This is a genomic window from Enterococcus sp. DIV0876, from assembly GCF_050529585.1.
Classification (GTDB): domain Bacteria; phylum Bacillota; class Bacilli; order Lactobacillales; family Enterococcaceae; genus Enterococcus_D.
The window spans coordinates 2,021,525-2,045,099 of the sequence record NZ_CP172882.1; the positions used below are offsets into that span (position 1 = coordinate 2,021,525).

At 39.5% G+C, this 23,575-nt stretch carries 23 protein-coding genes and 1 tRNA gene; 6 read left to right on the forward strand and 18 right to left on the reverse strand.

Annotation, left to right across the window (positions count from 1 at the left end; translation table 11 throughout):
- Positions 1 to 68 precede the first annotated feature (68 nt).
- Genes asnS through IGI41_RS09400 form a run of 4 tightly spaced genes read right to left on the reverse strand, consistent with a single transcriptional unit; the run spans position 69 to position 5,918 of the window.
- On the reverse strand, positions 69 to 1,367 hold the full coding sequence (gene asnS / locus IGI41_RS09385; protein ID WP_430609533.1) for an asparagine--tRNA ligase: 1,299 nt from the start codon (positions 1,365 to 1,367) through the stop codon (positions 69 to 71).
- 41 nt (positions 1,368 to 1,408) lie between these two features.
- Complete coding sequence (locus tag IGI41_RS09390; RefSeq protein ID WP_430609534.1) at positions 1,409 to 2,602, reverse strand: pyridoxal phosphate-dependent aminotransferase; 1,194 nt, start codon at positions 2,600 to 2,602, stop codon at positions 1,409 to 1,411.
- Positions 2,603 to 2,644: 42 nt separating this feature from the next.
- Entirely contained in the window at positions 2,645 to 3,145 is a 501-nt protein-coding gene (locus IGI41_RS09395; RefSeq protein ID WP_430609535.1) for a DUF5590 domain-containing protein, read from the reverse strand.
- A 28-nt stretch (positions 3,146 to 3,173) separates the two neighbouring features.
- On the reverse strand, positions 3,174 to 5,918 hold the full coding sequence (locus IGI41_RS09400) for a helicase C-terminal domain-containing protein (RefSeq protein WP_430609536.1): 2,745 nt from the start codon (positions 5,916 to 5,918) through the stop codon (positions 3,174 to 3,176).
- A 191-nt stretch (positions 5,919 to 6,109) separates the two neighbouring features.
- On the opposite strand from IGI41_RS09400, the gene IGI41_RS09405 reads away from it, so the two are divergent.
- Positions 6,110 to 6,880, forward strand: coding sequence for an SDR family oxidoreductase (locus tag IGI41_RS09405; protein WP_430609537.1), 771 nt, complete (start codon positions 6,110 to 6,112; stop codon positions 6,878 to 6,880).
- Positions 6,881 to 6,932: 52 nt separating this feature from the next.
- Here the strand turns inward: IGI41_RS09405 and IGI41_RS09410 are convergent, their stop codons facing one another.
- The 3 genes from IGI41_RS09410 to IGI41_RS09420 all read right to left on the reverse strand — a co-directional run bounded on the left by IGI41_RS09410 (position 6,933) and on the right by IGI41_RS09420 (position 9,264).
- Entirely contained in the window at positions 6,933 to 7,565 is a 633-nt protein-coding gene (locus IGI41_RS09410; RefSeq protein ID WP_430609538.1) for an HD domain-containing protein, read from the reverse strand.
- A 107-nt stretch (positions 7,566 to 7,672) separates the two neighbouring features.
- Complete coding sequence (locus tag IGI41_RS09415) at positions 7,673 to 7,873, reverse strand: cold-shock protein (protein ID WP_003126918.1); 201 nt, start codon at positions 7,871 to 7,873, stop codon at positions 7,673 to 7,675.
- A 266-nt stretch (positions 7,874 to 8,139) separates the two neighbouring features.
- Positions 8,140 to 9,264 (reverse strand): hypothetical protein, encoded by a 1,125-nt coding sequence (locus tag IGI41_RS09420; protein ID WP_430609539.1) that lies wholly within the window; start codon positions 9,262 to 9,264, stop codon positions 8,140 to 8,142.
- A 248-nt stretch (positions 9,265 to 9,512) separates the two neighbouring features.
- Here IGI41_RS09420 and IGI41_RS09425 point away from each other — a divergent pair.
- Together IGI41_RS09425 and IGI41_RS09430 are read left to right on the forward strand one after the other, a co-directional pair.
- Positions 9,513 to 9,584 (forward strand) — tRNA-Arg (locus IGI41_RS09425).
- 637 nt (positions 9,585 to 10,221) lie between these two features.
- Positions 10,222 to 10,512: a hypothetical protein gene (locus IGI41_RS09430; protein ID WP_430609540.1), complete on the forward strand. Its 291-nt coding sequence runs from the start codon at positions 10,222 to 10,224 to the stop codon at positions 10,510 to 10,512.
- Between the two features lie 278 nt (positions 10,513 to 10,790).
- Here IGI41_RS09430 and IGI41_RS09435 read toward each other — a convergent pair whose 3' ends face one another.
- The 11 genes from IGI41_RS09435 to sfsA all read right to left on the reverse strand — a co-directional run bounded on the left by IGI41_RS09435 (position 10,791) and on the right by sfsA (position 21,102).
- Positions 10,791 to 11,969, reverse strand: coding sequence for a GNAT family N-acetyltransferase (locus IGI41_RS09435; RefSeq protein WP_430609541.1), 1,179 nt, complete (start codon positions 11,967 to 11,969; stop codon positions 10,791 to 10,793).
- Positions 11,970 to 12,013: 44 nt separating this feature from the next.
- Positions 12,014 to 12,427: a DUF3284 domain-containing protein gene (locus IGI41_RS09440; RefSeq protein WP_430609542.1), complete on the reverse strand. Its 414-nt coding sequence runs from the start codon at positions 12,425 to 12,427 to the stop codon at positions 12,014 to 12,016.
- The gene (locus tag IGI41_RS09445) at positions 12,424 to 12,612 is read right to left on the reverse strand and encodes a DUF3188 domain-containing protein (protein ID WP_430609543.1); all 189 of its coding nucleotides are present in this window, start codon (positions 12,610 to 12,612) and stop codon (positions 12,424 to 12,426) included. Before IGI41_RS09445 ends, IGI41_RS09440 begins: the two co-directional genes overlap by 4 nt.
- 44 nt (positions 12,613 to 12,656) lie before the next feature.
- Positions 12,657 to 12,878: a hypothetical protein gene (locus IGI41_RS09450; protein WP_430609544.1), complete on the reverse strand. Its 222-nt coding sequence runs from the start codon at positions 12,876 to 12,878 to the stop codon at positions 12,657 to 12,659.
- 89 nt (positions 12,879 to 12,967) lie between these two features.
- Positions 12,968 to 14,404, reverse strand: coding sequence for a PTS sugar transporter subunit IIC (locus tag IGI41_RS09455; RefSeq protein WP_430609545.1), 1,437 nt, complete (start codon positions 14,402 to 14,404; stop codon positions 12,968 to 12,970).
- A gap of 80 nt (positions 14,405 to 14,484) precedes the next feature.
- Positions 14,485 to 14,802, reverse strand: a complete 318-nt coding sequence (locus IGI41_RS09460) for a PTS lactose/cellobiose transporter subunit IIA (RefSeq protein ID WP_054116521.1) — start codon at positions 14,800 to 14,802, stop codon at positions 14,485 to 14,487.
- Between the two features lie 35 nt (positions 14,803 to 14,837).
- The gene (locus tag IGI41_RS09465) at positions 14,838 to 15,155 is read right to left on the reverse strand and encodes a PTS sugar transporter subunit IIB (RefSeq protein ID WP_430609546.1); all 318 of its coding nucleotides are present in this window, start codon (positions 15,153 to 15,155) and stop codon (positions 14,838 to 14,840) included.
- Positions 15,156 to 15,290: 135 nt separating this feature from the next.
- Positions 15,291 to 18,005, reverse strand: coding sequence for a sigma 54-interacting transcriptional regulator (locus tag IGI41_RS09470; protein ID WP_430609547.1), 2,715 nt, complete (start codon positions 18,003 to 18,005; stop codon positions 15,291 to 15,293).
- A gap of 61 nt (positions 18,006 to 18,066) precedes the next feature.
- On the reverse strand, positions 18,067 to 19,341 hold the full coding sequence (locus tag IGI41_RS09475; RefSeq protein ID WP_430609548.1) for a DEAD/DEAH box helicase: 1,275 nt from the start codon (positions 19,339 to 19,341) through the stop codon (positions 18,067 to 18,069).
- An 11-nt stretch (positions 19,342 to 19,352) separates the two neighbouring features.
- Positions 19,353 to 20,354, reverse strand: coding sequence for a Gfo/Idh/MocA family protein (locus tag IGI41_RS09480; RefSeq protein ID WP_430609549.1), 1,002 nt, complete (start codon positions 20,352 to 20,354; stop codon positions 19,353 to 19,355).
- A 7-nt stretch (positions 20,355 to 20,361) separates the two neighbouring features.
- Positions 20,362 to 21,102, reverse strand: a complete 741-nt coding sequence (gene sfsA, locus IGI41_RS09485) for a DNA/RNA nuclease SfsA (protein WP_430609550.1) — start codon at positions 21,100 to 21,102, stop codon at positions 20,362 to 20,364.
- 175 nt (positions 21,103 to 21,277) lie between these two features.
- On the opposite strand from sfsA, the gene IGI41_RS09490 reads away from it, so the two are divergent.
- From IGI41_RS09490 to IGI41_RS09500, 3 genes are all read left to right on the forward strand, one after another.
- Complete coding sequence (locus IGI41_RS09490; protein WP_430609551.1) at positions 21,278 to 21,622, forward strand: DUF4828 domain-containing protein; 345 nt, start codon at positions 21,278 to 21,280, stop codon at positions 21,620 to 21,622.
- 199 nt (positions 21,623 to 21,821) lie between these two features.
- A complete protein-coding gene (locus tag IGI41_RS09495; RefSeq protein WP_430609552.1) occupies positions 21,822 to 21,986 on the forward strand; it encodes a hypothetical protein in 165 nt (54 codons plus the stop codon).
- A gap of 252 nt (positions 21,987 to 22,238) precedes the next feature.
- On the forward strand, positions 22,239 to 23,570 hold the full coding sequence (locus tag IGI41_RS09500; RefSeq protein ID WP_430609553.1) for a serine hydrolase: 1,332 nt from the start codon (positions 22,239 to 22,241) through the stop codon (positions 23,568 to 23,570).
- Positions 23,571 to 23,575 lie beyond the last annotated feature (5 nt).

Below are 23,575 nucleotides of genomic sequence, written 5' to 3' on the forward strand. Positions count from 1 at the left end.
ATGACCAGGTTCTATTGAGTATTGATAATAAAATAAAAGACTTGAACTTTTACTGTTCACATTACATCCTAAGGATAAATCCGATTCAACAAACGTGGGAATGGAATCGACTCCCGTACATGTTCAATACCAGAAAGCCAAGTAACAGTTCGTTCTAAGCCCAACCCAAAACCTGTATGTGGTACTGAACCATATTTGCGTAAATCTAGATACCATGAATACTCATTCTCGTCTAAGCCATGGGCTTTGATTTGTTCTAGGAGATATTCATGATCAATGGCCCGTTCTGAACCGCCTATGATCTCTCCGTAACCTTCTGGGGCAATCATGTCGGCACAGATCACAACATCTTCTCTAGTTGGATGTGGTTTCATATAAAACGGTTTGATCGCTTTTGGATAGTTTAAGATAAAGACTGGTTGATCAAAAGAATTCGCGATAAAGGTTTCATGCGGTGAGCCAAAGTCATCTCCCCATTGAATATCGTCAAAGCCATTTTTTTGTAACAATTCCACTGCATCATCGTATGAAATACGTGGGAAAGGCAGTTTGGTGTACTTTTGCAAGACTTCACGATCACGGCCTAAAACATCTAATGCATAATCACAATTGTCTAGTACGCTTTGCACAAGAAATGCAACATATTGTTCTTGCACTTCCAAACTTTCTTCTTGATGCATAAAGGCCATTTCAGGTTCGATCATCCAAAACTCGATCAAATGACGACGGGTTTTTGATTTTTCTGCTCTAAAAGTTGGACCAAATGAAAATACTTTACCAAAAGCCATTGCAGCAGCTTCCATGTATAATTGACCAGATTGAGACAAATACGCTTTTTGATCAAAATAGTTGGTTTCAAATAAATCTGTTGTGCCTTCTGGTGCAGAACCTGTCAAAATCGGCGGATCGATTTTGATAAAGCCGTTTTGATTGAAAAATTCATAGGTTGCCCGGATGATTTCATTACGGATCTGCATGATGGCATGTTGTTTAGAAGAACGCAGCCATAAATGGCGATGATCCATCAAGAAGTCCGTTCCATGTTCTTTAGGTGTGATTGGATAATCATGACTTTCTCCTACCACTTCGATACCTGAGATGCCGATTTCATAACCAAATTTAGAACGGCTGTCTTCGCGAATTTCTCCAGTGATCAACACTGCTGTCTCTTGACTCAGATTTTTTGCCAATTGAAAAACATCTTCTCCAACTTCGCTTTTTACAACGATACCTTGGAAATAAGCAGTTCCATCACGGAGTTGTAAAAAGGCAATTTTACCGCTTGAACGTTTGTTAGCGATCCATGCACCAATTTGGACTGTTTCGCCCACGTGATGTTTTGCATCTAAAATTTGAATAGATTTCACTTGATTCTCTCCTAACTATTATTTAAAGCACCATAAGCATTTTATACGTTTTGGCGCTTATTTTCAACAAAATCATGGATTCGCTTGGCAGCTTCCGCTAAAGTGTCCCAATCTGTTGCATAACTGATTCTAAGATAATCTGGTGCACCAAAACCCGCACCGGTAACAACTGCAACATGGGCTTCTACCAGCAATCCTTCTACGAACTCATCAATCGTTTGATAGCCGCAGAGACGAATGGCTTCTTTGACATTCGGAAAAAGGTAAAATGCACCTTGAGGCTTCGTCAATTCAAACCCAGGAATAGCTGCGATCAGTGGATACAAATCATTCAAGCGTTGTTCAAACGCTTGACGCATCACCTCGATTGAATCCTGATCGCCAGTCAACGCTTCAACAGCAGCATACTGACTGACAGCCGGTGGGTTGCTTGTCGCTTGTGATGCGATATCGATCATAGCGCCGATAATTGCTTGATCACCCACAGCAAAGCCAATACGCCAACCAGTCATCGCATACGTTTTTGAGACCCCATTGATAATGATCGTTTGTTTGCCGATCGATTCTGATAAAGCAGCAATCGGCGTAAATTCATGACCGTTATAAACCAAGCGGCCATAAATATCATCCGAAATGATCCATATATCATGTGCGACAGCCCACTCCCCAATTGCTAGTAATTCTTCTTTTGTATAGATCGCACCAGTTGGATTAGCCGGTGAATTCAAGATGATTGCTTTGGTTTTGCTTGTACGGGCCGCATCCAATTGCGAAACAGTGACTTTAAAATCGTCTGCTTGGGTGGCTTCTACAAACACAGGTGTGCCTTCAGCCAAACGAATCTGCTCGGCATAGCTGACCCAATACGGTACCGGAATGATCACTTCATCTGCTTCATCAAGAATTGCCTGAAACAATGTGTACAGGGCAAATTTTGCGCCGTCAGTCACGATAACTTGGTTTGTTTCATAGGACAGACCATAAAATGCTTTGATGTAGTCCGTAATCGCTTTTCTTAGTTCTGGTATGCCGGCTGTCGGGGTATAAAAACTAACTTTTCCTGCTTCGATGGCTTCGATAGCAGCTGCCCGAATATTTTTTGGTGTAAAAAAATCAGGCTCCCCAACAGTTAAACTTAATACATCTATCCCTTGGTCTTTTAATGCTTTCGCTTTTGCAGAAGCTGCTAACGTGACCGACGGTTCTAATTTCTCAGCTCTTTTTGACAGTACCATATCAATCATCCTTTCTGAATGCAGGTTTCGCTAATTCATCGCTTAAATATTTGTGATCGTATTGATTTCTTTGCCATCTTTGAAGTCAATGAGAAAATAACTCAACGTTCCTTCACTATCTTTGGTCATGATTTCCCATGTTGGGGTATCTTCAAACAAGCCCAGCGTGGCTTTTTGAATCGTTTGTTCTGGATGAGCTTCCTTGATTGCTTGTTTGGCTTGCGCCTCTGTTAAACCATCTTCTTGATTGTAAACCGTTACTTTCTCCCCACTTTTTGGAATAATCACAACGATTTCTTTTTCATTTTTATCTTTACCGACAATGCTAAAAGAAGTCGTTTCTCTAGTAAACCAATAAAACTGGTCAACTTCGGCAAGGTCGGTATATTCCTCGGCAATCGCAATGGCTTCATTCCGTGCTTGGCGCATCGGTCTTGATGCCCGCAGATAAAAAATCGAAGAAAAAATGATCAGCACAAGTAAGGTGGTTATGGCAATCAACAAAATGACGACACGACGTTGTTCTTTGTCTTTTGTTTTCATACTGCTTTCTCCTTTTAAATATGCTTTATTATAGCAGACTTTCGTTCTCTGTTTCAAAAAAATGACGAATATCTTCCGTCATCTCACTAGGCGTGGCTTCGATCAATGGCAGTTTTTTTGGTAACCCTTTGACCATTCGTTTGCCATATTTCGTAGAAAGCAAACGACGGTCCAAAACGATCATGACACCAGTATCCTCTTCTGAACGAATCAAACGGCCTAACGCTTGTCTTAAGCGTAAGATAGCTTTTGGCAAAGCATCTTCTTTAAATGTATCGATTCCTTGGGCAGCCAAATAAGCGTGGCGGGCATTGACCAACGGGTTTTGCGGGTTTTCAAAAGGCAACCGGGTGACAATCGCTACTTTGAGGGCTTGACCAGGCAAATCAACCCCCTCCCAAAAACTATTGGTACCAAATAAAATGCCATTTTCTGCTAATAAAAACTTTTTCAATATTTTTTCGCGGCTTCCACCAGTTCCTTGAGCAATCAGCTCTCTGCCCTGATTCAACGCTTTCTTGTGCAGACGATCGTAGACAGCTTTTAAGGTTTCATGGGCAGTAAACAAAACCAATATCGGTTGTTGGAGTTCAAATAAAATCGGTGTTAAGGCCTCCGCAAGATAATCCGCATATTCATTTGCATCTGCTTGTTGGATCGATATTCCTTGTTTGACAACATATAATCTTGCTTGTTTTTCGTAATCATAAAAAGCCGGAATCGTTTTGACAGGTGTTTCAGGTATGCCTAGCTGATGGGCAAAGTATTCTTTGTTCCCTGGGACTTTTAACGTGCCGCCAAGAAAAATAATATGCCGATACCTTTGATACCATTTACTTTCTGCTACCTGTTTGCCTTCCAAATCTGCCAATTCGATCGTTCCAGATTGATGACTCGGATGCAGACGCAACCAATGAACATATCGAGGATGCCAACTATCCAACCAAGTTGTAACCGTATAGGCTTGTATCTGAAACTGATCAAAATAATCAAGGAGTCTTGCCATCAGTAGTCGCTGTTGGGCGGTAAGATGCTCGTTTAGTTCCATAAAACAAGCTGCCAATTGCTGCTGTATCTCAGAAATTTCTTGGTAATTCAACACGAGTCTCCGATAAATACGCCCTTGTTCGATATGCTCGTTGAATATATCCTTGTGCTGCAAGACTTGCAGCACATTGACTTGGCTGTCAAGGGTCGCAAAAAACGCTTCTTGTGTGTCAATCAATACAGCCAGGGCTTCTCGGTACAGATTGAATAAAGGCAAAATTTGATACTCACTCTCGAGGACTTCTGCCATCGCATCAAATAACCCTTCCTCGTTAAATTGCAAGTATTGCCGTTTGAAATAGGCAGAATCAAAGGTATATTGCGAAAGTCCTTCTGCTTGACTAGGCAATTGCTGCGCTTCATCGATCAAGAGAAAATCACTTGCCGGCAGCAATGGTTGCTGACGCCTATTTTCTTGCAGCAAAAAGGAATGATTGACGATCAAGACATTGCTTTGAGCGACTTGCTTGTATAAATGCCGTAAAAAATCATGGGTAAAAAATGCTTGCTTATCAGAAAGAAATTCAAGACCCCGATGTCGAATCTCAGTGAACAGTGGATGATCCAAACGAACCAAGTTCAACTCATCGAAATCACCAGTGGTCGTTTTCGTAAGCCAGACCAAGATCCCCATTTGGTACTGAGCATATTGTTTTTGATCTGTTGGATGCTCTAAAGTTGCTTTAAATCGCTGTAAATCAATATAATGGCGATGGCTCTTGACTACAGTAGCTTGGATTGGCTGATCTAACACACGATTCACTAGCGGCACATCTTTATCCATGATTTGGTTTTGCAAGAGGATCGAAGAAGTGCTGACGATCAACGGATTATCCGGTGTGGCCAAATACGCTGCTGGAAATAGATAGCCAATCGTCTTTCCCATGCCTGTTTCCGCTTCTATGATCACATTTTTCTCAGTGTCAGTAAAGTGATTGTATACTGCATTCATCAAACGGGCTTGCTGTTTACGATAAATCAGATAATCACCGAATTGGGCTATTTTCTCTGTTTTTATTTGCGGATATTGTTTGTCATAGTGATTGCGTTCAAAGACTTTGACTTCTTTTTTACGAAGAACGATCCCATCTACTTCTTCAAGGGTTTCCGGTATTGTAACTTTGGTTTCATTTACCACACTATGGATAAAATCACTCGTCTGCATCCCCATCTGACCACTCAATAGGGCAATCTGTTTCAACGTTGTCCGCGGCAATTCTTTCATGATGGCTTCGATATACATCAGTAATGCTGCAGTTACTTCCGCATCGCTATCCGCCTGATGCGGATTTTCATGGACAAAACCAATACTGTCCGCTAAATCACCTAAACGAAAACTACTTTCAGTTGGCAAAAATACTTGCGCCAACTCAACAGTATCGATGCCAGGAATCGTTAATGCTGGTAAGCCGCAGCGCACCAGCTCATTGCTTAAAAATTGATAATCAAAATAAATATTGTGGGCGACAAAGATCGTGTTGCTGAGTAAGTTAAAAATAATATCAGCTACATCTTCAAAATAAGGTGCTTGTTTCACTTGTTGATTCGTGATGTGTGTCAAATTTTGAATTTGTCGAGAAATGCGTCGATCTGGATTGATATCTGTCGCAAAACGGTTGATCACTTTGCCATCTTGTACCAATACACAGCCAAATTGAATAATACGGTCTACGGCTGCATCCGTCCCAGTGGTTTCAAGATCCACCACAGCATATATGGGTTTCATTGTATACCTCCTTGCACACTGTTTGCATTATACTACAAAATCAGAAGGCGATACATTAGTTTTGCAGTCAATCACCGGTCAGATTCAGAAATTGGCACAACCAAATAGACGGATCCCCAATGTGTAAGGAATGGCTTATTTTCGACAAAATCATTGATTTTTTTTATACTTAAAGAAAAGGAGGCGTTCAAATGGAAGGATTTAAGCATAAACGTGTCATTGTTACTGGAGCAGCTTCAGGTATCGGCAGAGCAACTGCGGAACAGTTTATTCAACAAGGCGCAATTGTAGGGTTGATTGATTTAAATGAGGAAGAACTTGCTGAAATCCAGCAATCTTTCAGAGATGATGTCTATGTTGAAGCAGTCGATGTTACGGATAGTGAAGGGTTGCAATCCGCAATCAGTACATTGGCTGAAGCGCTTGGCGGATTAGATATTTTACATGTCAATGCTGGTATCAATGGTACCTTCACACCAATTGAAGAGCTGACGATTGAAGAATGGGATCAAACGATCGACACCAACCTTCGCAGCACATTTTTAACAGTCAAAGCAGCCATACCTTTAATGAAAGCAAATGGCGGCAGTATTGTGATCACAAGTTCAATCAATGGCAACCGCATTTTCAACAATTTTGGTGCTTCAGCTTATAGTACCTCCAAAGCCGGACAAGTCGCTTTTGCCAAAATGGCTGCCCTTGAACTTTCAGGCTACAATATCAGAGTCAATGTTATTTGCCCTGGCGCAATTTCTACCAACATCGATGATCGCACTGAAGTTGAACCGGAAGTTGCACGTATCGAAATACCGGTGCACTATCCTGAACGTTCTCGCCCGTTGAAACAAGAAACAGGTGTGCCAGAACAAGTAGCCAATCTTGTCCTCTTCTTATCCTCAGAAGCTGCAGCAAATATCTCAGGCACAGAAGTCTATATCGATGGTGCCGAGTCTTTATTATAAATAAAAAGCATTTGCCAACCACTGCTTCTGCTGTCTGGTTGACAAGTGCTTTTTATTTCTCGATCAATGTGGCAATTTCATCTAAGAAGGCGGTTTTACCATAAAAATCTGCATTCAGTAACTCAGGAAAGACTGCTTCAAAAAAGTACGACACGGATGGTCGATGACGATAATTTTTAACCGTCATTACCGCTTCACGAAACATTTCTTTGAATACTTTGTCTGGGTTGCTTTTGGTGATTTCTTCGAATGATTCGTATAGTAAATCGATTTTATCGGCGATCGCTAAAAGTTGGCCTTCTAATGTATCATCTTTGCCATCTGCCAAACGACGACGGTAAATCGACTGTAGATCTTGCGGAATTTCTTCTTCTATAAAAACATCCGTCATTTTCTCTTCAACCGTCGATAACATCGCCCGTAATTCTTTGTTGGCATATTTCACCGGTGTTTTGATATCTCCAATAAAACGCTCGGTGTAATCATGATTCAATGCTTTTTCGTAAAGAATCTGCCAATTGACCGTATTCCCTGCGCGTTCTTCGATATCCGCCAGTGTTTGGGCAATCATTGTGACACGAAATGAATGTGCCGCAACACTATGCTCCGTAAATTTGAAAAAACCTGGTGCCCGTTGAATTTTTTCCAAATTTGCTAAACCTAAAATAAATTCATTCAAGCCCATAAAAAGCCCCCCTTTTTTTATCATTATATCAAGCCAAAATAAAATCAACAAATTAAATAAGCGCACAAAAAAAGAGCAGCTAAGCTGCTCTATGATCGACAATTTGATTAAGCTTTGTTTACGTTAGTAGCTTGAGGTCCGCGTTGTCCGTCTTCGATATCGAAAGTAACTGCTTGGCCTTCTTCTAAAGTTTTGAAGCCTTCGCCTTGGATAGCTGAAAAGTGAACGAATACATCGTTGCCGTTTTCTGCTGTGATAAATCCGAAGCCTTTGTCTGAGTTAAACCATTTCACTGTACCTGTTTCCATAATAAAAATCCTCCTTGTGTATATACACATATTTTGCAATTACTTGTATAAGGTGAAAATGTGGAAGATGTTTAAGATGAAACAAGCTACCATAATTTACCGTAACAAATACTACAATATGTATTATAGCACACAACCAACGGCTTGACTAATAGAAAATCCAAAAAAATGAAAACGCATTTATTTTATTGATATCACAAAGGCTGAACGCCAATAATTATCGCGTTCAGCCTTCTTTTAATCGTCAATCGTGTCCCTCAGTGGTCCTAGTAGCGTAATATCGCCGTTAAACTTTTCTCACCGGGTGCGTCTTTTTGTTCCAAGATCGCTACTTCACCACCGTTATCAACCACGTCTTTGGCCAATGTATTCAGCACTTGTCTGCGGTCGTACTCCGTATCAGGGTCTTCACCAAAACCATCAACCAGATTAGAGGTGGCAATAAAGAGTTGTGCGATACGTCCTGCTTTTGCAGCTGGAACAATATCCACCAATTGATCAATAAATTTACGGTCCAGTAGTTTATCATAGGTAGATATTTGTTGCTGCGTCAAATCTTCCACAAGTTTATTGACACATGCTTGAATATCTTTCAATGACAACGGCGCCGGTGAAGTCGCAATATTCGGTGTCGCCTGGAAGAAACTCGTTTTTGCATTCTTTTTAAATAAGGTTTGATTTTCAGGTAACGCAAATAGATACAGCGTCAAGTTCTCATCATTCGAAAAATCATTTCGGAAGAATGCATCCACTGCTTGATAATAGTTGACATGATCGATCTCTAATTCTTCATCTTTGGCACTAAACCCGTGGTAAGCGACACCTTCGCCTCCAGTATTCGCACCACCTTGGGCACTATAATTGAAATCTCCACCACCAGTGATTTCTTCTCCCAGCGCTTTTTCCATGGTGGTCGGTGCCTCTTCTGGTAATTCAACTTCTGAAACAACTTTATTTTCAACTTGATATAGTTTCATTGAATCACGGTTTAAAGCCAATACATAAAATGGATCGTTGAATTGAGCATTCTTGATGATCGCAAGCAAATATGGTGTTTCACCGACATAGTATTGGTCATCAACACGAATACTTAAGCGGTGGATCAGTACTTCTTCTGCTGTTAAAATCACAGCGGCACTAGTAGTACTACTACGCCAAAAAGATTGATCAGCTAATATGCCATCAATTTTACTTTGGAATGGTGCCCAGTCATGTTCTGGATATTTCTTTTCAAAACGTCTCTTTGCTTCTTTAGCAAAATTTTTGAACTTGATTTGGTCCTTCTCCACATTTTGGTGTCCGACATGCGTATTAAGCATAATGGTGACAAATGGTCCGTTGAGCCCTTCAGCTGTAACTTGTGACAAAAAAGATTTCGCAATTTTTACCATTCCACATTACCTCCTACTTTATCGTATACAAACCAAGTGTACCACGCTTGATTTGTCCAATAAAGTAAAACGATTGCATGTTGCCAATAGTTTCTTTCGTCCATGAATGATTCTCTTTTGGGTGGTGGTATCATCCTAATTAGACCAGCAATATTATAGGTCTCAAATCTAAGCATGCATGATTCTTACTTTTTCTCTCGTTCTCATCTTGCGAGAATGATCATTTACAGGTAAAATAGACCTATTGTGTTCCCTTAGTTAAATGGATATAACAAGTCCCTCCTAAGGATTAGTTGCTGGTTCGATTCCGGCAGGGAACGTTGAATCACCGTATTTTCCCTTGTAGATCAAGGGATTTTTTTATTTGTTCTACTAGGAAAATTTTTTTATTGTATTTTGATAAATATACTCGGTTTGTAGAATTTCAAGCTAAACAACTACTAACTTAAAGATTTTTACTTCATCTATAGCTAATTGACTTGCAATTTTTATGGCTGCAACTTTATATATCGGCAAGTCATTACTATTATCTCCAATAGGAATAATCCGTGGTGCTTTTATTCCATCTCGTTTATTTATTAATTTTGGAAGTATCTCAATATTATTACCTGTAACAAAGAAATCCGTCTCCTCATTTCACTGGATCACATCAAAAAAATCTTTAGTTGTCGATCATCTATATAAATGTTGATTTGCATAATATTTTTTAAAAACTCAAATTGACTAAACTATGTATTACCAAAATAAGCTATGAATTAAATTAAAAGAGTTAATTAGTATTTCCTTATCTGCAGTGAACTTTTACTCCTATGGATTATGGGATTGATATCACTTATTTACTAATCTGTAATAATCACTATTTTATTTCTTATCATTCAACTTCATTCCACACAAAATAGAAAGCGTTTGCAATAAATGGTATAATTACTATGAATACAAAAAACAGGAGATGATAAAATGATAAAAAAACTTTCAGAACGTGAAAAAGAAATCGCAAATATTTTATCTCGTGGTATTAAATATAAAATTCTAATTAGCAAAGATATAAATCTTAACAATGTTTCTGTAAATAACAACCTGAATAGTCTAGGAATATGGAAATATTTAAATGTTAGTAAAAATGAAGGTGTTTTAACATCAGTTTATAATGAAAAGGAATTAAAAAATAAGCTTGAATTTATTTTTGGAAAAAATATGATATCTATAAAAAAATGTATTGAATCCCCCTTCCAAGGCCTCCCTATTTAAATAGATAACTTTTATAAACCTCTCATCTTTAAATATTTTTATGATTTTTAACTATATATACTTACAATATTCAGAATTTAAATACTCAAAAAAAGGTTTGGAATATATAAAAATTGTATCAAATATAATATTTCTGATGTATCTTTTTGGATATCTCTTTTTTTATCCTTTTTGATAAAAAATAGTATTGACGGGAAACCCTAAGATTTCCCACCAACACTAACTATTGTAGAGCCTTCTTTTCTTAAGGACTTATGTCACAGTCCCTTATTTTTTCCTCAGAAATAATCTTCTAAAACTGGTTTTCCTTTAGGTAGATTGGTATCAAAAAAGCCAACAACTGCTTCATCTGCTATAACTTCTCCAAAAAACAGCAACGCTTTGATATCCTGAACACCAAAAAGCAATTGTCCAATGCGCTGTATTGAGGTCTTCAAACAAGGAAGTTCCGTTTTTGTTACCCGCTTGATGCAAGGTCTTTGATCTTCAAAAGATAGTTCATATACACCATTGTTCCATGGCGCATATTCATCATTGTCAATTTGAATCGCAATCTTACCTTCTTTATTTGTGAATGGATAAGTCTTTAAAAATAGTTCTAAATCGATGATCCTAGTCATCATATCGGGCCTTGAACTGATTGCAGGCATTGGTTTTTTGGCAAACGCTTGTAAATGTCTGCTATCATCTCCTACTTGATAATGGATCTTAGCGACTGAGTCACGATGCGACACAATCAATCGATTGAGTCCGTGAAACGCCTCGCCACTGACGTACCCCCATTCTTCGATCAGAAATGTGCCCTGGTCAATCGAATAAATCAAATAGCCTTCCGGTACACCAGTCGCATTATAATAGATAGCAAAGGTAAATGTTTTACGCAATGTAAACTTGATGTCTTCCCACCAAGCGTCCCGTATAAGGGCGCCTCTATGATTTTTTGCTTGCTGATGATAGATGTGATGAATGATCGGTTTAGCTTGTTCCCAAGTTAAACGTTTGATTGATCCTGCCGTTTTAGGACTGTCTGGCCAATCGATTGATTTGATATCATAAACGCTGCGTTCAAAAGTATATTCGTAACCGTATCTGCGATAAAAAGGAAACGAGAATGGTGCCAAATAAGATAGAGGAATGTTTTGATCATAACAATCCTTTATCACTTGTTTCATGATTCGGTCGATCCTTCCTTGTCCACGGTATTCCGGATAAGAAGCCACAAAACCGATTCCGGCCATTGGATAGGCAGTACCATGTAAGTTCACATTGAATAAAGTGGCCATGACTTGGCTTGCCAAACGTCCATCGTCATCATAAGATCCATAGTTCCATGAATGCGCCGCAAGCCTTTGATAGCGATCAATATTTTTTTCACTCAACGCCCATTGGAAAGCATATGCAACCAAATCCAATACATCTTGATCGCCAAAAGTTGTCATTTTTTTCACATCATTCATCTATATCTCTCCTTTTAAAGCAAAAAAGGCGTCTTAAGACCCCTTTAGTATGCTTCTTCCATCATAAGTAACATTTTTTTGAACTGTTTACGTTTGAAATACCCTAAAATCGTTCCCAGTACCATGTCATTCATTTGTTGTAAAATACCAAAAGATTTCATTGATTCCGTATAAATGATTTTGCTTGTTTTCTCATCAAGTGGCTGAATTTCATAACGTACAACAAATTCATTTTTTGTTGTTTCAGTTTTGAATTGATAGACATGATTTTCAATGACTTCACTAATCGTGATCTTGGCACGGCTGGAAGAGGAGAATTCTTTTACATACTCATAACCCTCTAGTTGTTTGGGTGATAGTGTTTTCCCAGTTGCTTTGCGAATATCAAAAATCACAGAATTGATGACTTGATCATAAAATGCTTTAGCAGGAATCGATAATGTTTTTTCTACCTTCATTCTGACTGCCCCCTATCTGACTGTTCAGCTTTTTTCTTCCCTTTCATAAATAAAACACTCCCAGCAACGATTAAAGCGACTCCAGTAGTGAAGCTGAAAATATCTAACTGCAAATTACTTGGATTCATGCTATACAAAATCACCAGTAACCCAATACTACATAAAAACAAGCCGTTTTTTAACATGTTCAATCATCCTATCTTTCTTTGATCATCAGAAACAGTGTGATCTATACAGCTGCCGCTTGAAAATACAATACGGAACCCCATGGTTGTGCTTTGATTAATTCTTTTGCTTTTTTGGCAGCAGCTTCAGTATCTTCTCCTGTCGTTGTAAATATCAATTTGATGCCTTGTTTTTCTTTAAATGAATATGATAACCCATCCTCATTATATCCTTCTAATAATTCTTTGATTGCATCTTGTTGCATAGCACTTGCAATTGAAATCATATCTTACTCCTCCTAAATTTAATGATAAATAATAAAGGAACTGCTGACTTCACACTGAAGCGATAGCAGTTCCTCCGGTTTTTAAAGGGCTATTCGCCTAATTTTGGATCAATTTTGTTTGCTGAGATAACAAATGGTGCCCAGATAAAGAATGTCACCACCATACAGACTAATGTAACGATTGGTGCACGCCAGTCAGCCCCAGTTGCTAAGAATGATAGCAGCATTGGTGGTACAACCCAAGTTACTTGTTGCGAAACTGGTGCGACTAAGCCAAAGTATGTTGCTAACCAACCAATTGATGTTGCAACAAGTGGTGCAATAATGAATGGAATAAACATGATCGCATTCAATACGATTGGCAATCCAAACATGACTGGTTCATTAATATTGAAGATACCAGGTCCAATCGACAGTTTTGCAACTGTCAGATAATCTGCACGTTTTGAGAAAATCAGGATAGCGATCAGTAATACGATCGTTCCTCCAGAACCGCCGAACCATGCAAAAGCATCAAAGGAACCGCGAACCCACATATACGCTTTGCCATCTTCGATTGCTGCTAGTACAGCGCTTGTCCCTGTTTGTCCTTCATATCCTTTTTGGAAGATATCGATATTGATCAATTGTGCTTGACCCCAAATACCTTCTAAAACTGGTGCCAAAACGTTTGGTCCATGAATACCAAAGAACCAGAAGATTTGAACAAAGATCGTAACAATCAAGACAGCACCTAAACCTTGAGACAATCCCAAGAATGGTTCTGCAATATATTTTTGTACAAGATCGATAATCAGCTGTCCATCTGTCAATTTGCCAACGATAAAGTTGATGATTGCAATCACATACAATGCAATCGTTGCTGGCAAGATTGCAGCGAATGCTTTCGATACAGCTGGCGGAACTGAATCCGGCATTTTGATCGTGATATCCGCTAACATCAATTTACAGAAAATAATAACTGAGATTGCACCCATGATCATAACTGTAAAATAAGCATTACCATTTAAATGATTCAGATTAAGCCAACCCCAACCACCGGCTGTGATCGCATCAGCTGTTGCCGTCCAACCTGTATTCGCTGAACCGGCATTGATTTCATCCATCAATGCAGCTGGTACAGTCGTAGCAACTGACGTGCTGTATGAAAAAGCAATCCCTTGGATCAAAGTAGCTACCCCGACGATCCCACCTGCGAGATCATTGACACGGTAAGCGCGTGCTAAATTATACCCCCAAGAAAAGGCAAAGACTAAACCGGCAACTGCCAATGTACCATTCCAAACAAACCCATTAATACTAATAATTTCACGAATAACTGGAATCGTACTTGCATCATAACTTGGCCAAAATTGTGGTGGTAAATCACGAATAATTGCATTGATCATTACAGCAATAGAACCTGCCATTGTTGCAGGCATTGTACCGATAAAAGCATCACGTAAAGCAACTAAGTGCTTCTGTGCGCCGATTTTTGCGGCTACAGGGAGAATATACTTCTCCATCCAACTTGTTAATCCATCCATTTTATTTCCTCCTATAAGTCCTATTCGTCAAAGAAGATTTTTTGATTCATCGACAATAACTACTTCTATCCGTTCAAAGATTATTCGTTATTTAGACGTCGATAGACATCAATGATTTCTTTCGCTAAATCGGTAAATGCGATCGATGTCATTAAGTGGTCTTGAGAATGCACTGTTAATAAAGTGACTGTCATATGATTGCCTTGCGCTTCTTGTGTCAACAATCCTGTTTGTGAGTGATGTGCTTCGACCAATGATGCTTCTGCATCTTTGATTTTTGCATCTGCTAACTCAAAGTTGCCTTCTTTTGCTGCAGCGATTGCTTCCATTGCATCACTTTTGGCATTCCCCCCATACATGATCAATCCCATAATGGCTTCCAAATTTTGCTCATCCATCTTAAAAAATCCTCCTTACACTTCCATACATTTATTTATTTCATTAAGTTTTCAGCTTGTGCCAAAACTTTTTCGCCATTCATCATGCCATAATCTGCCATGTTGATGACTTCTAAAGGAATACCTTTAGGTGCTAATTTTTGTTCAAATTGTGCTTTCATAAATCGAACTTGCGGTCCTAGCAACAACACATCCACTGGTTTTGATTCTAAATGTTGATCTGCTTCTGAAGCTGAGACAGCGAAGATATCCGCGTCGATTCCTTTTGCTTCTGCTGCTTTTTGCATTTTTGTTACCAATAAACTCGTACTCATTCCTGCTGAACAAACAAGCATAATCGTTTTCTTAGCCATTGTGTATTCGCTCCTTTCTGTTTGATCGTTACACTTAACTATAAAGCAAAAAACGTGCCAAAAAAAAATCGGCGCAAACCTTGTTTTATCAAAGGTCTGAACCAATTTTATTTTTACACACTCACCGAATTCTCATTACACACTAATATTGTGTGCGGATTCATGATAATTTTTGATTTCATTTTCCAGAAACATTTGGGTCAAATACGCAATTTCATCTTCTGATATTTTGATTTGGTAATTTTTTTCTATCTGTAATAAGTGGGTCCGCAAGACATCATTTTCAATGCGGTAGCGTTTTTGGAATGTCGCCAAATCTTTGAACTGTCTGCCAGGTTCTTTTTTCAATAAACTTTCTACCAAGAAAGCCAAATGGATGACCAACCCAGCATCGACTGTCGGTTCAACGATGACATGCAGCTGATTTTGGATCTGATGTACGATTTTTTGCAAACTTTCGATCAAATGATAAACAGACCCCACATGGGTCAAGGTGTTTTCTAATGACCGGACGATTTTTTCGATTGGTACTTCATCTGAAACAATTCTTTTCAAAACATTTAGTCGATCATCATCAAATACATCATATGCAGAAAAGAAAGGAATATTTTGATAATCGATTTCAACCGTTCCAGCAATGGCTTTGATTTCATACTCCTCTAACAAACCATCGATATGTTTTTTAAATGTTTCTTTTTCAATAAACTGCATTTGAATGATTTCGACTTGTGCTTGGTCTACGACTGGAAAAATTCTCTGATAAAGTTTTGCAGCCACACCTTCGCCAGTAAAACAAGTGACGATCACAGCTTTTTTGTTTCCTTTTGCCTCATGAACGGTTCGGAATTGCTCTTGGACAATCGTTTCAAATGAACGTTGAATATTTTGATAGATATCTTCTAAACTGCGTCCACCATCGGCCATACGCAATGCTTCTAGAACGATCATGGTACTCGTCATCGAAATTGCTTTGGTTCGGATACCTGTTTCTTCAAAGATCAAATTTGCAAAAGAATTAAGCGACCCCATATCGGTCAATAATAATAATCCGTTACTCAGCCTATCTTTGTTGTCTGCTACGAAGGTCAGCAATTCATCATACATATGTCCTACTGACATATCAAGTGACATGTTCATGGCTTTACCGCTCTTTGTTCCTAAAAGTTCCTGTGCGGCAGCCAACATGCTGCTGGCAGTGGCCGTTCCATGCATCAGTACGATGATTTCAATTTTTTCTAAAGGCAGATCGGCAGATTGTTTGACTTGAATTGCTAAGAACATACTAATAAACCCAATCTCATCAAAGGGGATCTCCACTTCCTGTTCCTCTTCAATGATTGTCGACAGGTCCATTGCCACTTGAAATTCTGATTTGAGGTTCTTGCGCACTGTATTCAAATCTGGATGAACGATCATATGTCCATCTTTCACGCGTTCTAGCGTGCTTTGCACATGGAGCGCAAAAGCAAAACGCGCTTTTTCATTGTACGTTCTAGACAGTTCCTGCTCTGCAATATCGTATAAGCGATTAGATAAGCGCCAAATATCTTCTGGAATCAATTCTTTATGAACAGGATGTTGAATCAATTCTTCAACATATTTTTCAAAATAGGCATCGACATCTTTGGAAATCAGATTTTCCAAATCAACATTCTCTACCCCTGTTTCAATCAAAGAACTGACTTTTTCTTCAATCTCATTGTATACTTGCATATTTCGTTGTGGATCATGAGACCAGACAATATCTTGATCACCAGGCTCAAAGCGCATGAAATCGCCTTTGCCATCTAGAAAGTAATCCAACCTTTCGGATATTTCTTTGATTTTCAGCAGGCCTTTTTGGACTTGCAAGGAGCAGTCTTCTTTACGGATCAGCAAATTCTTTTTGCCATAGGTTCGATAATGAAGAAAAGCTTTGGCACAAACTAATTTTAGGTCTCGCTTGATTTGTCCAATATTGCCTTCAGCATCATAGAGCATAAAGGCCAAAATCGCATCTCGCTCCACGTCGATCCGCTGATTCAAGCGGGTGGCTTCTTGCTTGATAAATAAGGAAATGATTTCGTACCGTTCATCAAGTGAACGACTTTCAACATTAGGTAGCGTGATCGCCATTGGGATCCGACGATTGAATGTCGTCAAAAAATTGGTTGAAGATTCCGTGGTGGCACCAATGATTTGTACCGCAGCCTCATAAACTTGATTGCTTTCACCTAATGGGCGATAGACACCTTTATCAATAAACGTAAAGAGCATTTCCTGTCCTTCCGGCGGCAGGCGATGAATCTCATCTAGGAATAAAATACCGCCATCGGCTTTGGCCATCAAGCCCGGACTATCTTCTGATGCACCCGTATAGGCACCTTTTTTGATTCCAAAAATATGACCAAACAACAGTTGCGGATTTTGGGCATAGTCTGCACAATTAAAAGAAACAAAGGGTGCATCTTTTTTCAGCATTTTTGATTCAACTGCAAAATGATACATGCATTCCGCAAACATTGATTTGCCGGTTCCCGTTTCCCCAAAAATAATGGTATGCAAACCTCTAGGCGGATATAATATAGCTGCTTTGGCCTGTTGGATACTGACTTTTAACGAAGCCTGAACCCCAACTAAACTTTCAAAACTTACTTCAGACGAAATATCGACATGAACAGTTTCTTCTAATGGCTCATAAACTACAGGTCGCCCTGGTCGCTTGCCAATTTTGCTTTCTTTATATAATTCACTGAGATAACGGCTTGCGTTGCTACGATCGATTTGCAAGATTTTGGCTACATCGACAGCAGTCAATCCTTGTTTATGCAGTTCAATCGTTTGAAAAATCTCTTCTTTTCGAGAGTTCAATGTAAAGCCTCCTCATCTTACACACTATTTTTCCACCTTTAATGGTAACACAAAAAGACGCTCAATGGCGTCTTTTCCCTTTGTCTTTTCGGTTTTTTTGTTTCTTTTTGATTTTTTTTGCAGGAGTGTGTAAATTTTCAGACGTTTTCACGGAAGTTTTCTGCACACTTTTAGATTTCACGTGTTTCACGGGTTCTGGGATCACCACTGGCGCTTCAGTGTGTAATGCCCTACCATGGAGATATATCTCTTCCAACGTTATATCTAGTTGCTTCGCAATTTTTTTCAACTCTTTCAATGAATGGTCTTGAACGATCGTTACTACCGTTCCTTCTTTGCCCATGCGTCCAACACGACCGGCACGATGCAGATACGACTCTTTATCTAAAGGAACATCTGTATTGATCACATAAGGCAAGCCATGAATGTCTAATCCTCGCGCAGCAACATCTGTAGTCAACAACTGACGCACTTTTCCTTGTCTAAAACTTTCTAATGCACCGCGACGGGCCAGTTTATTTTGGTCAGAAGCCAATGTGGCCACTGGTAACCCATGGTACAAGAGTTTTTCTTCTGCATTCCCCATCGCACTTAACTCATTAAAGAAAACCAATCCTTGAAAATCTGGCAAATGAGCCATCCGTCTAAGCGCATCAACGATTCTACGTTGCGGATAGTCTAAATAATAGTGGTGGATCTCACCCTTGCTTTGGTCCTCGGCCGTCACATCGATGATCAATGGTGTCGTATCCAACAATGGCTGAATTTCATTGATGACTTCATTAGCTGTTGCTGAAAAGAAGCAGCGTTGTGCTTGCTTCGTCAGTGTTTGATTGATTTTAGCTGCTAAACCCAATTGTCCTTCTTTTAACAACTGATCGACTTCATCTAAAACCAAAGTGTTGATTTGCTGACTTTTGATTTTTTTGGCTTTGATCAATTCTAAGACTCGACCAGGGGTTCCCACCAAAACTTCTGGTTTTGCCTTTAATTTCTCCACTTGACGTTTGGTATTGGCACCGCCAATCAAAGGCTGGACCATCAAATCGATTGCTTGGCCCCACGTGCGGGCGACTTCCGTTACTTGCATCGCGAGTTCTTGCGAAGAGGTCAAAATCAATAATTGATTGCCTGCGCCTGGGTTTACTTTGCCTAACAGTGGCAAAAGATACGCCAATGTTTTGCCGGAACCTGTTGGAGAAACACCAATGACGGATCGCCCTTCCTTTAAAGGATCGTAAACTTTTTCTTGGATCAATGAAGGGGTGCTAAAACCAGCTTCATGCCATAATTTCTGCCATGTTTCTGGCCATGTCGTACATATAAATTCTGTCATTTTTTCCATTCCTACTCTTGGTCTGCATCGAAATTGATGTCTGCTTGTTTTCTCATTAGATAGATTGTTTCATTTACGCTGCGGGCCAGTTCGACCCACTCTTCATACCGTTGTCCTTGCAGAGGATCTGTACTATTTTCAATCACATCTGCAAAATCATTGGCTTCTTCCACCATCGGATTTGCTTGTGCTGTTACCTCTAATTTGTAGGTGTCTGCTTCTGATCGACCATAGAAAGTTGCTTCCTCAATCGCATTCACCGCATTTAAATCCAAGGTTCCCTTCTCAAAATAGATTTCGGAACGCAAATTGGAATCAGCGATTTTACCTGTTTGAATCGTGACATCAAAGTCTGGATAGCGCAAAATGGCACTTCCAATGCCATCGACACCGGTGGTCAACTTGCGGGCAAAATAATGGATCCCTTCTGGTTTGCCAAACCAAGCCAATGTAGCGTATATAGTATACACACCCAAATCAGCCAATGCCCCGCCAGAAAAATGGGGAGAAAAAATATTCGGCTCTTCTCCAGCCAATACAGCATCATAACGAGACGAATATTTCATATACGAGAAATTTGCGCCAATGATGTTTCCTTTGGTTGGCAAAAAGTCAGCTATCGTGCGAAAACTTTTCTCGTGAATATTTCTGGCTGCTTCAAAAAACAGCACTTGTTGTTGATTTGCTAATGAAATGATTTCTGACATTTCTTTGGGTGTCGAGAAAGCTGGTTTTTCAACAATCACGTGTTTACCAGCAAGAATGGCTTGTTTGGCTTGTTCAAAGTGCAAACTATTTGGTGATGCTATATAGACTGCATCGATTTCCTCTAGTCCAAAGAATTTCTGCAAGTCCGTTTCGTAAAGGGGGTCACCATATTTTTTGCCAAAAGTTTCTGCCTTTGCCAATGTCCTTGAATAAACTGCCCGCAGGCGATAACGGTTTGTCAAATGGGCAGCTTCAACAAATTGATCAGTTATCCAATTGGTGCCGATAATTCCTAAATGTATCATATGAACCCTACTTTCTTTTTTCATTATTTGGATCATTAAATGGTGCATTTAAATCAAACGGTACTTCAGAGAGAAGCTGGATCTCTCCTTGATTGACTTGACAATTGTAGGCAATAACTTCTACCCCGACGGATTGCGCCTCTTTTATTGCATCTGCCAATGCAGGCTGCATCTGCCGATGGATCGTCGCTACGTCCACATTTTCAAATTGAATCATAAATAAGACTGCTGCATAGTAGCCAATTTTTTTGGCTTGGATCAACTCATTGACATGTTTCAATCCTCTAATAGTGGGGGCATCTGGAAAGGCACCGACCCGCTCATTTTCTAATGTCATCCCTTTGACTTCGACAAAGCCAGTTTCACCTTGATCGGTCTCGAAATAAAAATCAAATTTTGACTGCCCATACTTCACTTCTCGCCGCAGCAAAACAATGGTGCCTTGTAGGTGAGGCAATTGGATACGGCCATCCAACATGCCTTCGTAGGCCAAGCGATTGGGTATTTGACTATCGATATTGATCCATTGTTCTTGCTTTTTCACAGCAATCAAATCATACTTCGTCTTTCTCTTAGGATTGTCCCAATACTGCAAAATCACCGACACACCTTCGATCAAGACTTCTTTGCCCCGCCCTGTATTTTTGACATGGACGACAACCTCTTCACCAGTAACTAAACGACAACGCGCAACAAACCGATTGTCTCTTGCAACAAAAGTACCCATGACAACATTCGGATAGTTCATTTTATCACCTATTCTTTTGAATCATAGCATAGTTTTCTAAAAACTTCTAAAGTTCAAACTAAAGTACCATGTTTTTTTACCTTCTCATGGTATACTAGTTTCAATAATTTTACCACTTCGTAGGCAAGTTTTTGCGGATAAATCATTGAAGTGGCTTTAGATGGGACGTGAATGCGTGAAAAAGAAATCGTTATTGATTGGCTTATCATTGGCGACTGGGTTTGTCAGCTCCATTTTACTAAAAAAAGAAAAGCAAAAACAGGAGATTCGGCAAAACTTTATTGGTAAATGGCAATTTACTTCCAAGATGAAAGAACCAATTATCGTAGAAATAGGTGCGGATTATACTCTTTCAATAGAAGAAAAAGTTGTTCCAACTACCATCGTTGAGCTCTCACCAATGCGGCTTGTTTTACTCGACTCATTTGGGTATCATCTGATTTTTGAACAAAAGGGTGCTGTCATCACTTTATACGATGAAGCGGAAGATACCCACTATTCTCTTAAGAAGTGTGATTGATCAATTCATTTTTTCTTCACAATTTCTTCTGTTAATTATCAGACTTTTTCCCAGCTTTCACAGTGGGTTCATGTTATGATATATATATCAAGTGGTTGAACAAGGTGTTCCGTTGAGTGATAATTGATCGTTCAGAATTTAAGGTGTAGGTTCGACTCCTACCTTCCACATTACTAAAAAACAGAAAGAAGGGATTGCTATGTTAGCCACATTTATTTCACTCTTCTCCATTTTTGCTTTAGCTGTTTTGTTAGCAGGCACATTTATGATGGCGCGTTTATTGATGGCGCAAGAAGCCAAACAAGTGAAAGTTCCCGTCAGAATCCAAAATGAAGACAATCGAAGACAGTATAAAAACCGCTGATGGATGTTTTACCTATCAAGAGCGCTACTCAAGCCTTTCTTAACGAAAGGCTTTTTTTTGTTTTAAGTTTCAGTTAAGCTTGGCTGTTTAGTCTAATTGAGTAGCTAAGAATCACTAATCAGTGTTTTACTTCGGCGCATTGAACAGTTATTTACAATATTCTTTCTAAGTTTGTTTCGATAGTATTGCAACCATGGCTACTCTTTGATAAACTTTTTTTTTAGAGACCGACTAAAGGAGCTAGACTATATTATGTCAAAAATGACCAAATTTGGGTATTCGCTAGTTGCGGCCTGCACGATGCTGTTTGTTGCAATCGGATTTCCCCTTGTTTCTCATGCAGATGAATCTGCGATAAGTACAGAAGAAATACAAAATTTCTCTATTGATGCCAAAGCTGCTTTTTCATTAGATTTTGATACCGGAAAAATCTTATATGACCAAGATGGCGAAACAACGATGGGTATCGCATCGATCACCAAAATCATCGGCTTATATCTCGTTGCAGAACAAGTAGAACAAGGCAACCTTGCATGGGATGATACCGTGGAGATCTCACAATATGCGGCTGATTTGAGTGTGACACCTGATCTATCCAATGTCCCATTGCACCAAGATGTCACGTATACAGTGAAAGATTTGTATGATGCCAGTTATATTCAATCAGCCAATGCAGCAATTGTCGCACTTGCAGAAAAAATTGCTGGCTCTGAAAGTGATTTTGTTGATTTGATGAAAGAAAAAGTCAGTTCTTGGGGGATTGATGACGCCAAGCTGGTCAATGCATCAGGTTTAAATAATTCTTACTTAGGGGACAACATTTACCCTGGATCCACTTCAACAGATGAAAATGAATTGTCTGCCAAAGATGTTGCCATTGTTGCACGTCATTTGCTGCAAGATTTTCCAGATGTCTTAGAGATCACCAGCACAACAACGCAAACCTTTGGCGAAGGCTCGTATTCTCCTGTGGAAATGGTCAACTGGAATTGGATGTTACCAGGTTTTACCAATGCCAAAGATGGTGTCGATGGCTTGAAAACTGGTACAACTGATTTGGCCGGTGCTTGTTTTGTCGGCACAGCTGTCAAAGACGGTCAACGAATCATCACAGTCGTATTAAATGTCAATGGTCATGCAGAAAACCCAAGTGTCCGCTTCATTGAAACTGGCAAACTGATGGATTATTCTTTCGATGCTTGGGAACAAGTGGAAATCTTGCCGGCCAATGCTGAACTATCAGATACCAAAACAGTCACGGTCAAAGATGGAAAAGAGTTGACTGTGCCAGTTGCAATCAAAGATAGCTTAACATTATGGGTCCGTAAAGACATGGATGCCACAGCCTATACCACAACAATTGACTATAATGATCAGTTGGTCGATTCTGCGTTGCAAGCACCAATCAGTAAAGATACTGAAATTGGCACAGTCACAGCATCGATTCCTGCCGACACACTTGGTTATGTCGATGATGGCAAAACGGCTTCCAGTCCATTAATGACAACAGCTGCCGTTGAAAAAGCCAATATTTTTGTTCGTACTTGGCGCGGGGTAACTTCTTTCTTTTCCAATTTATTCTAAAAAAA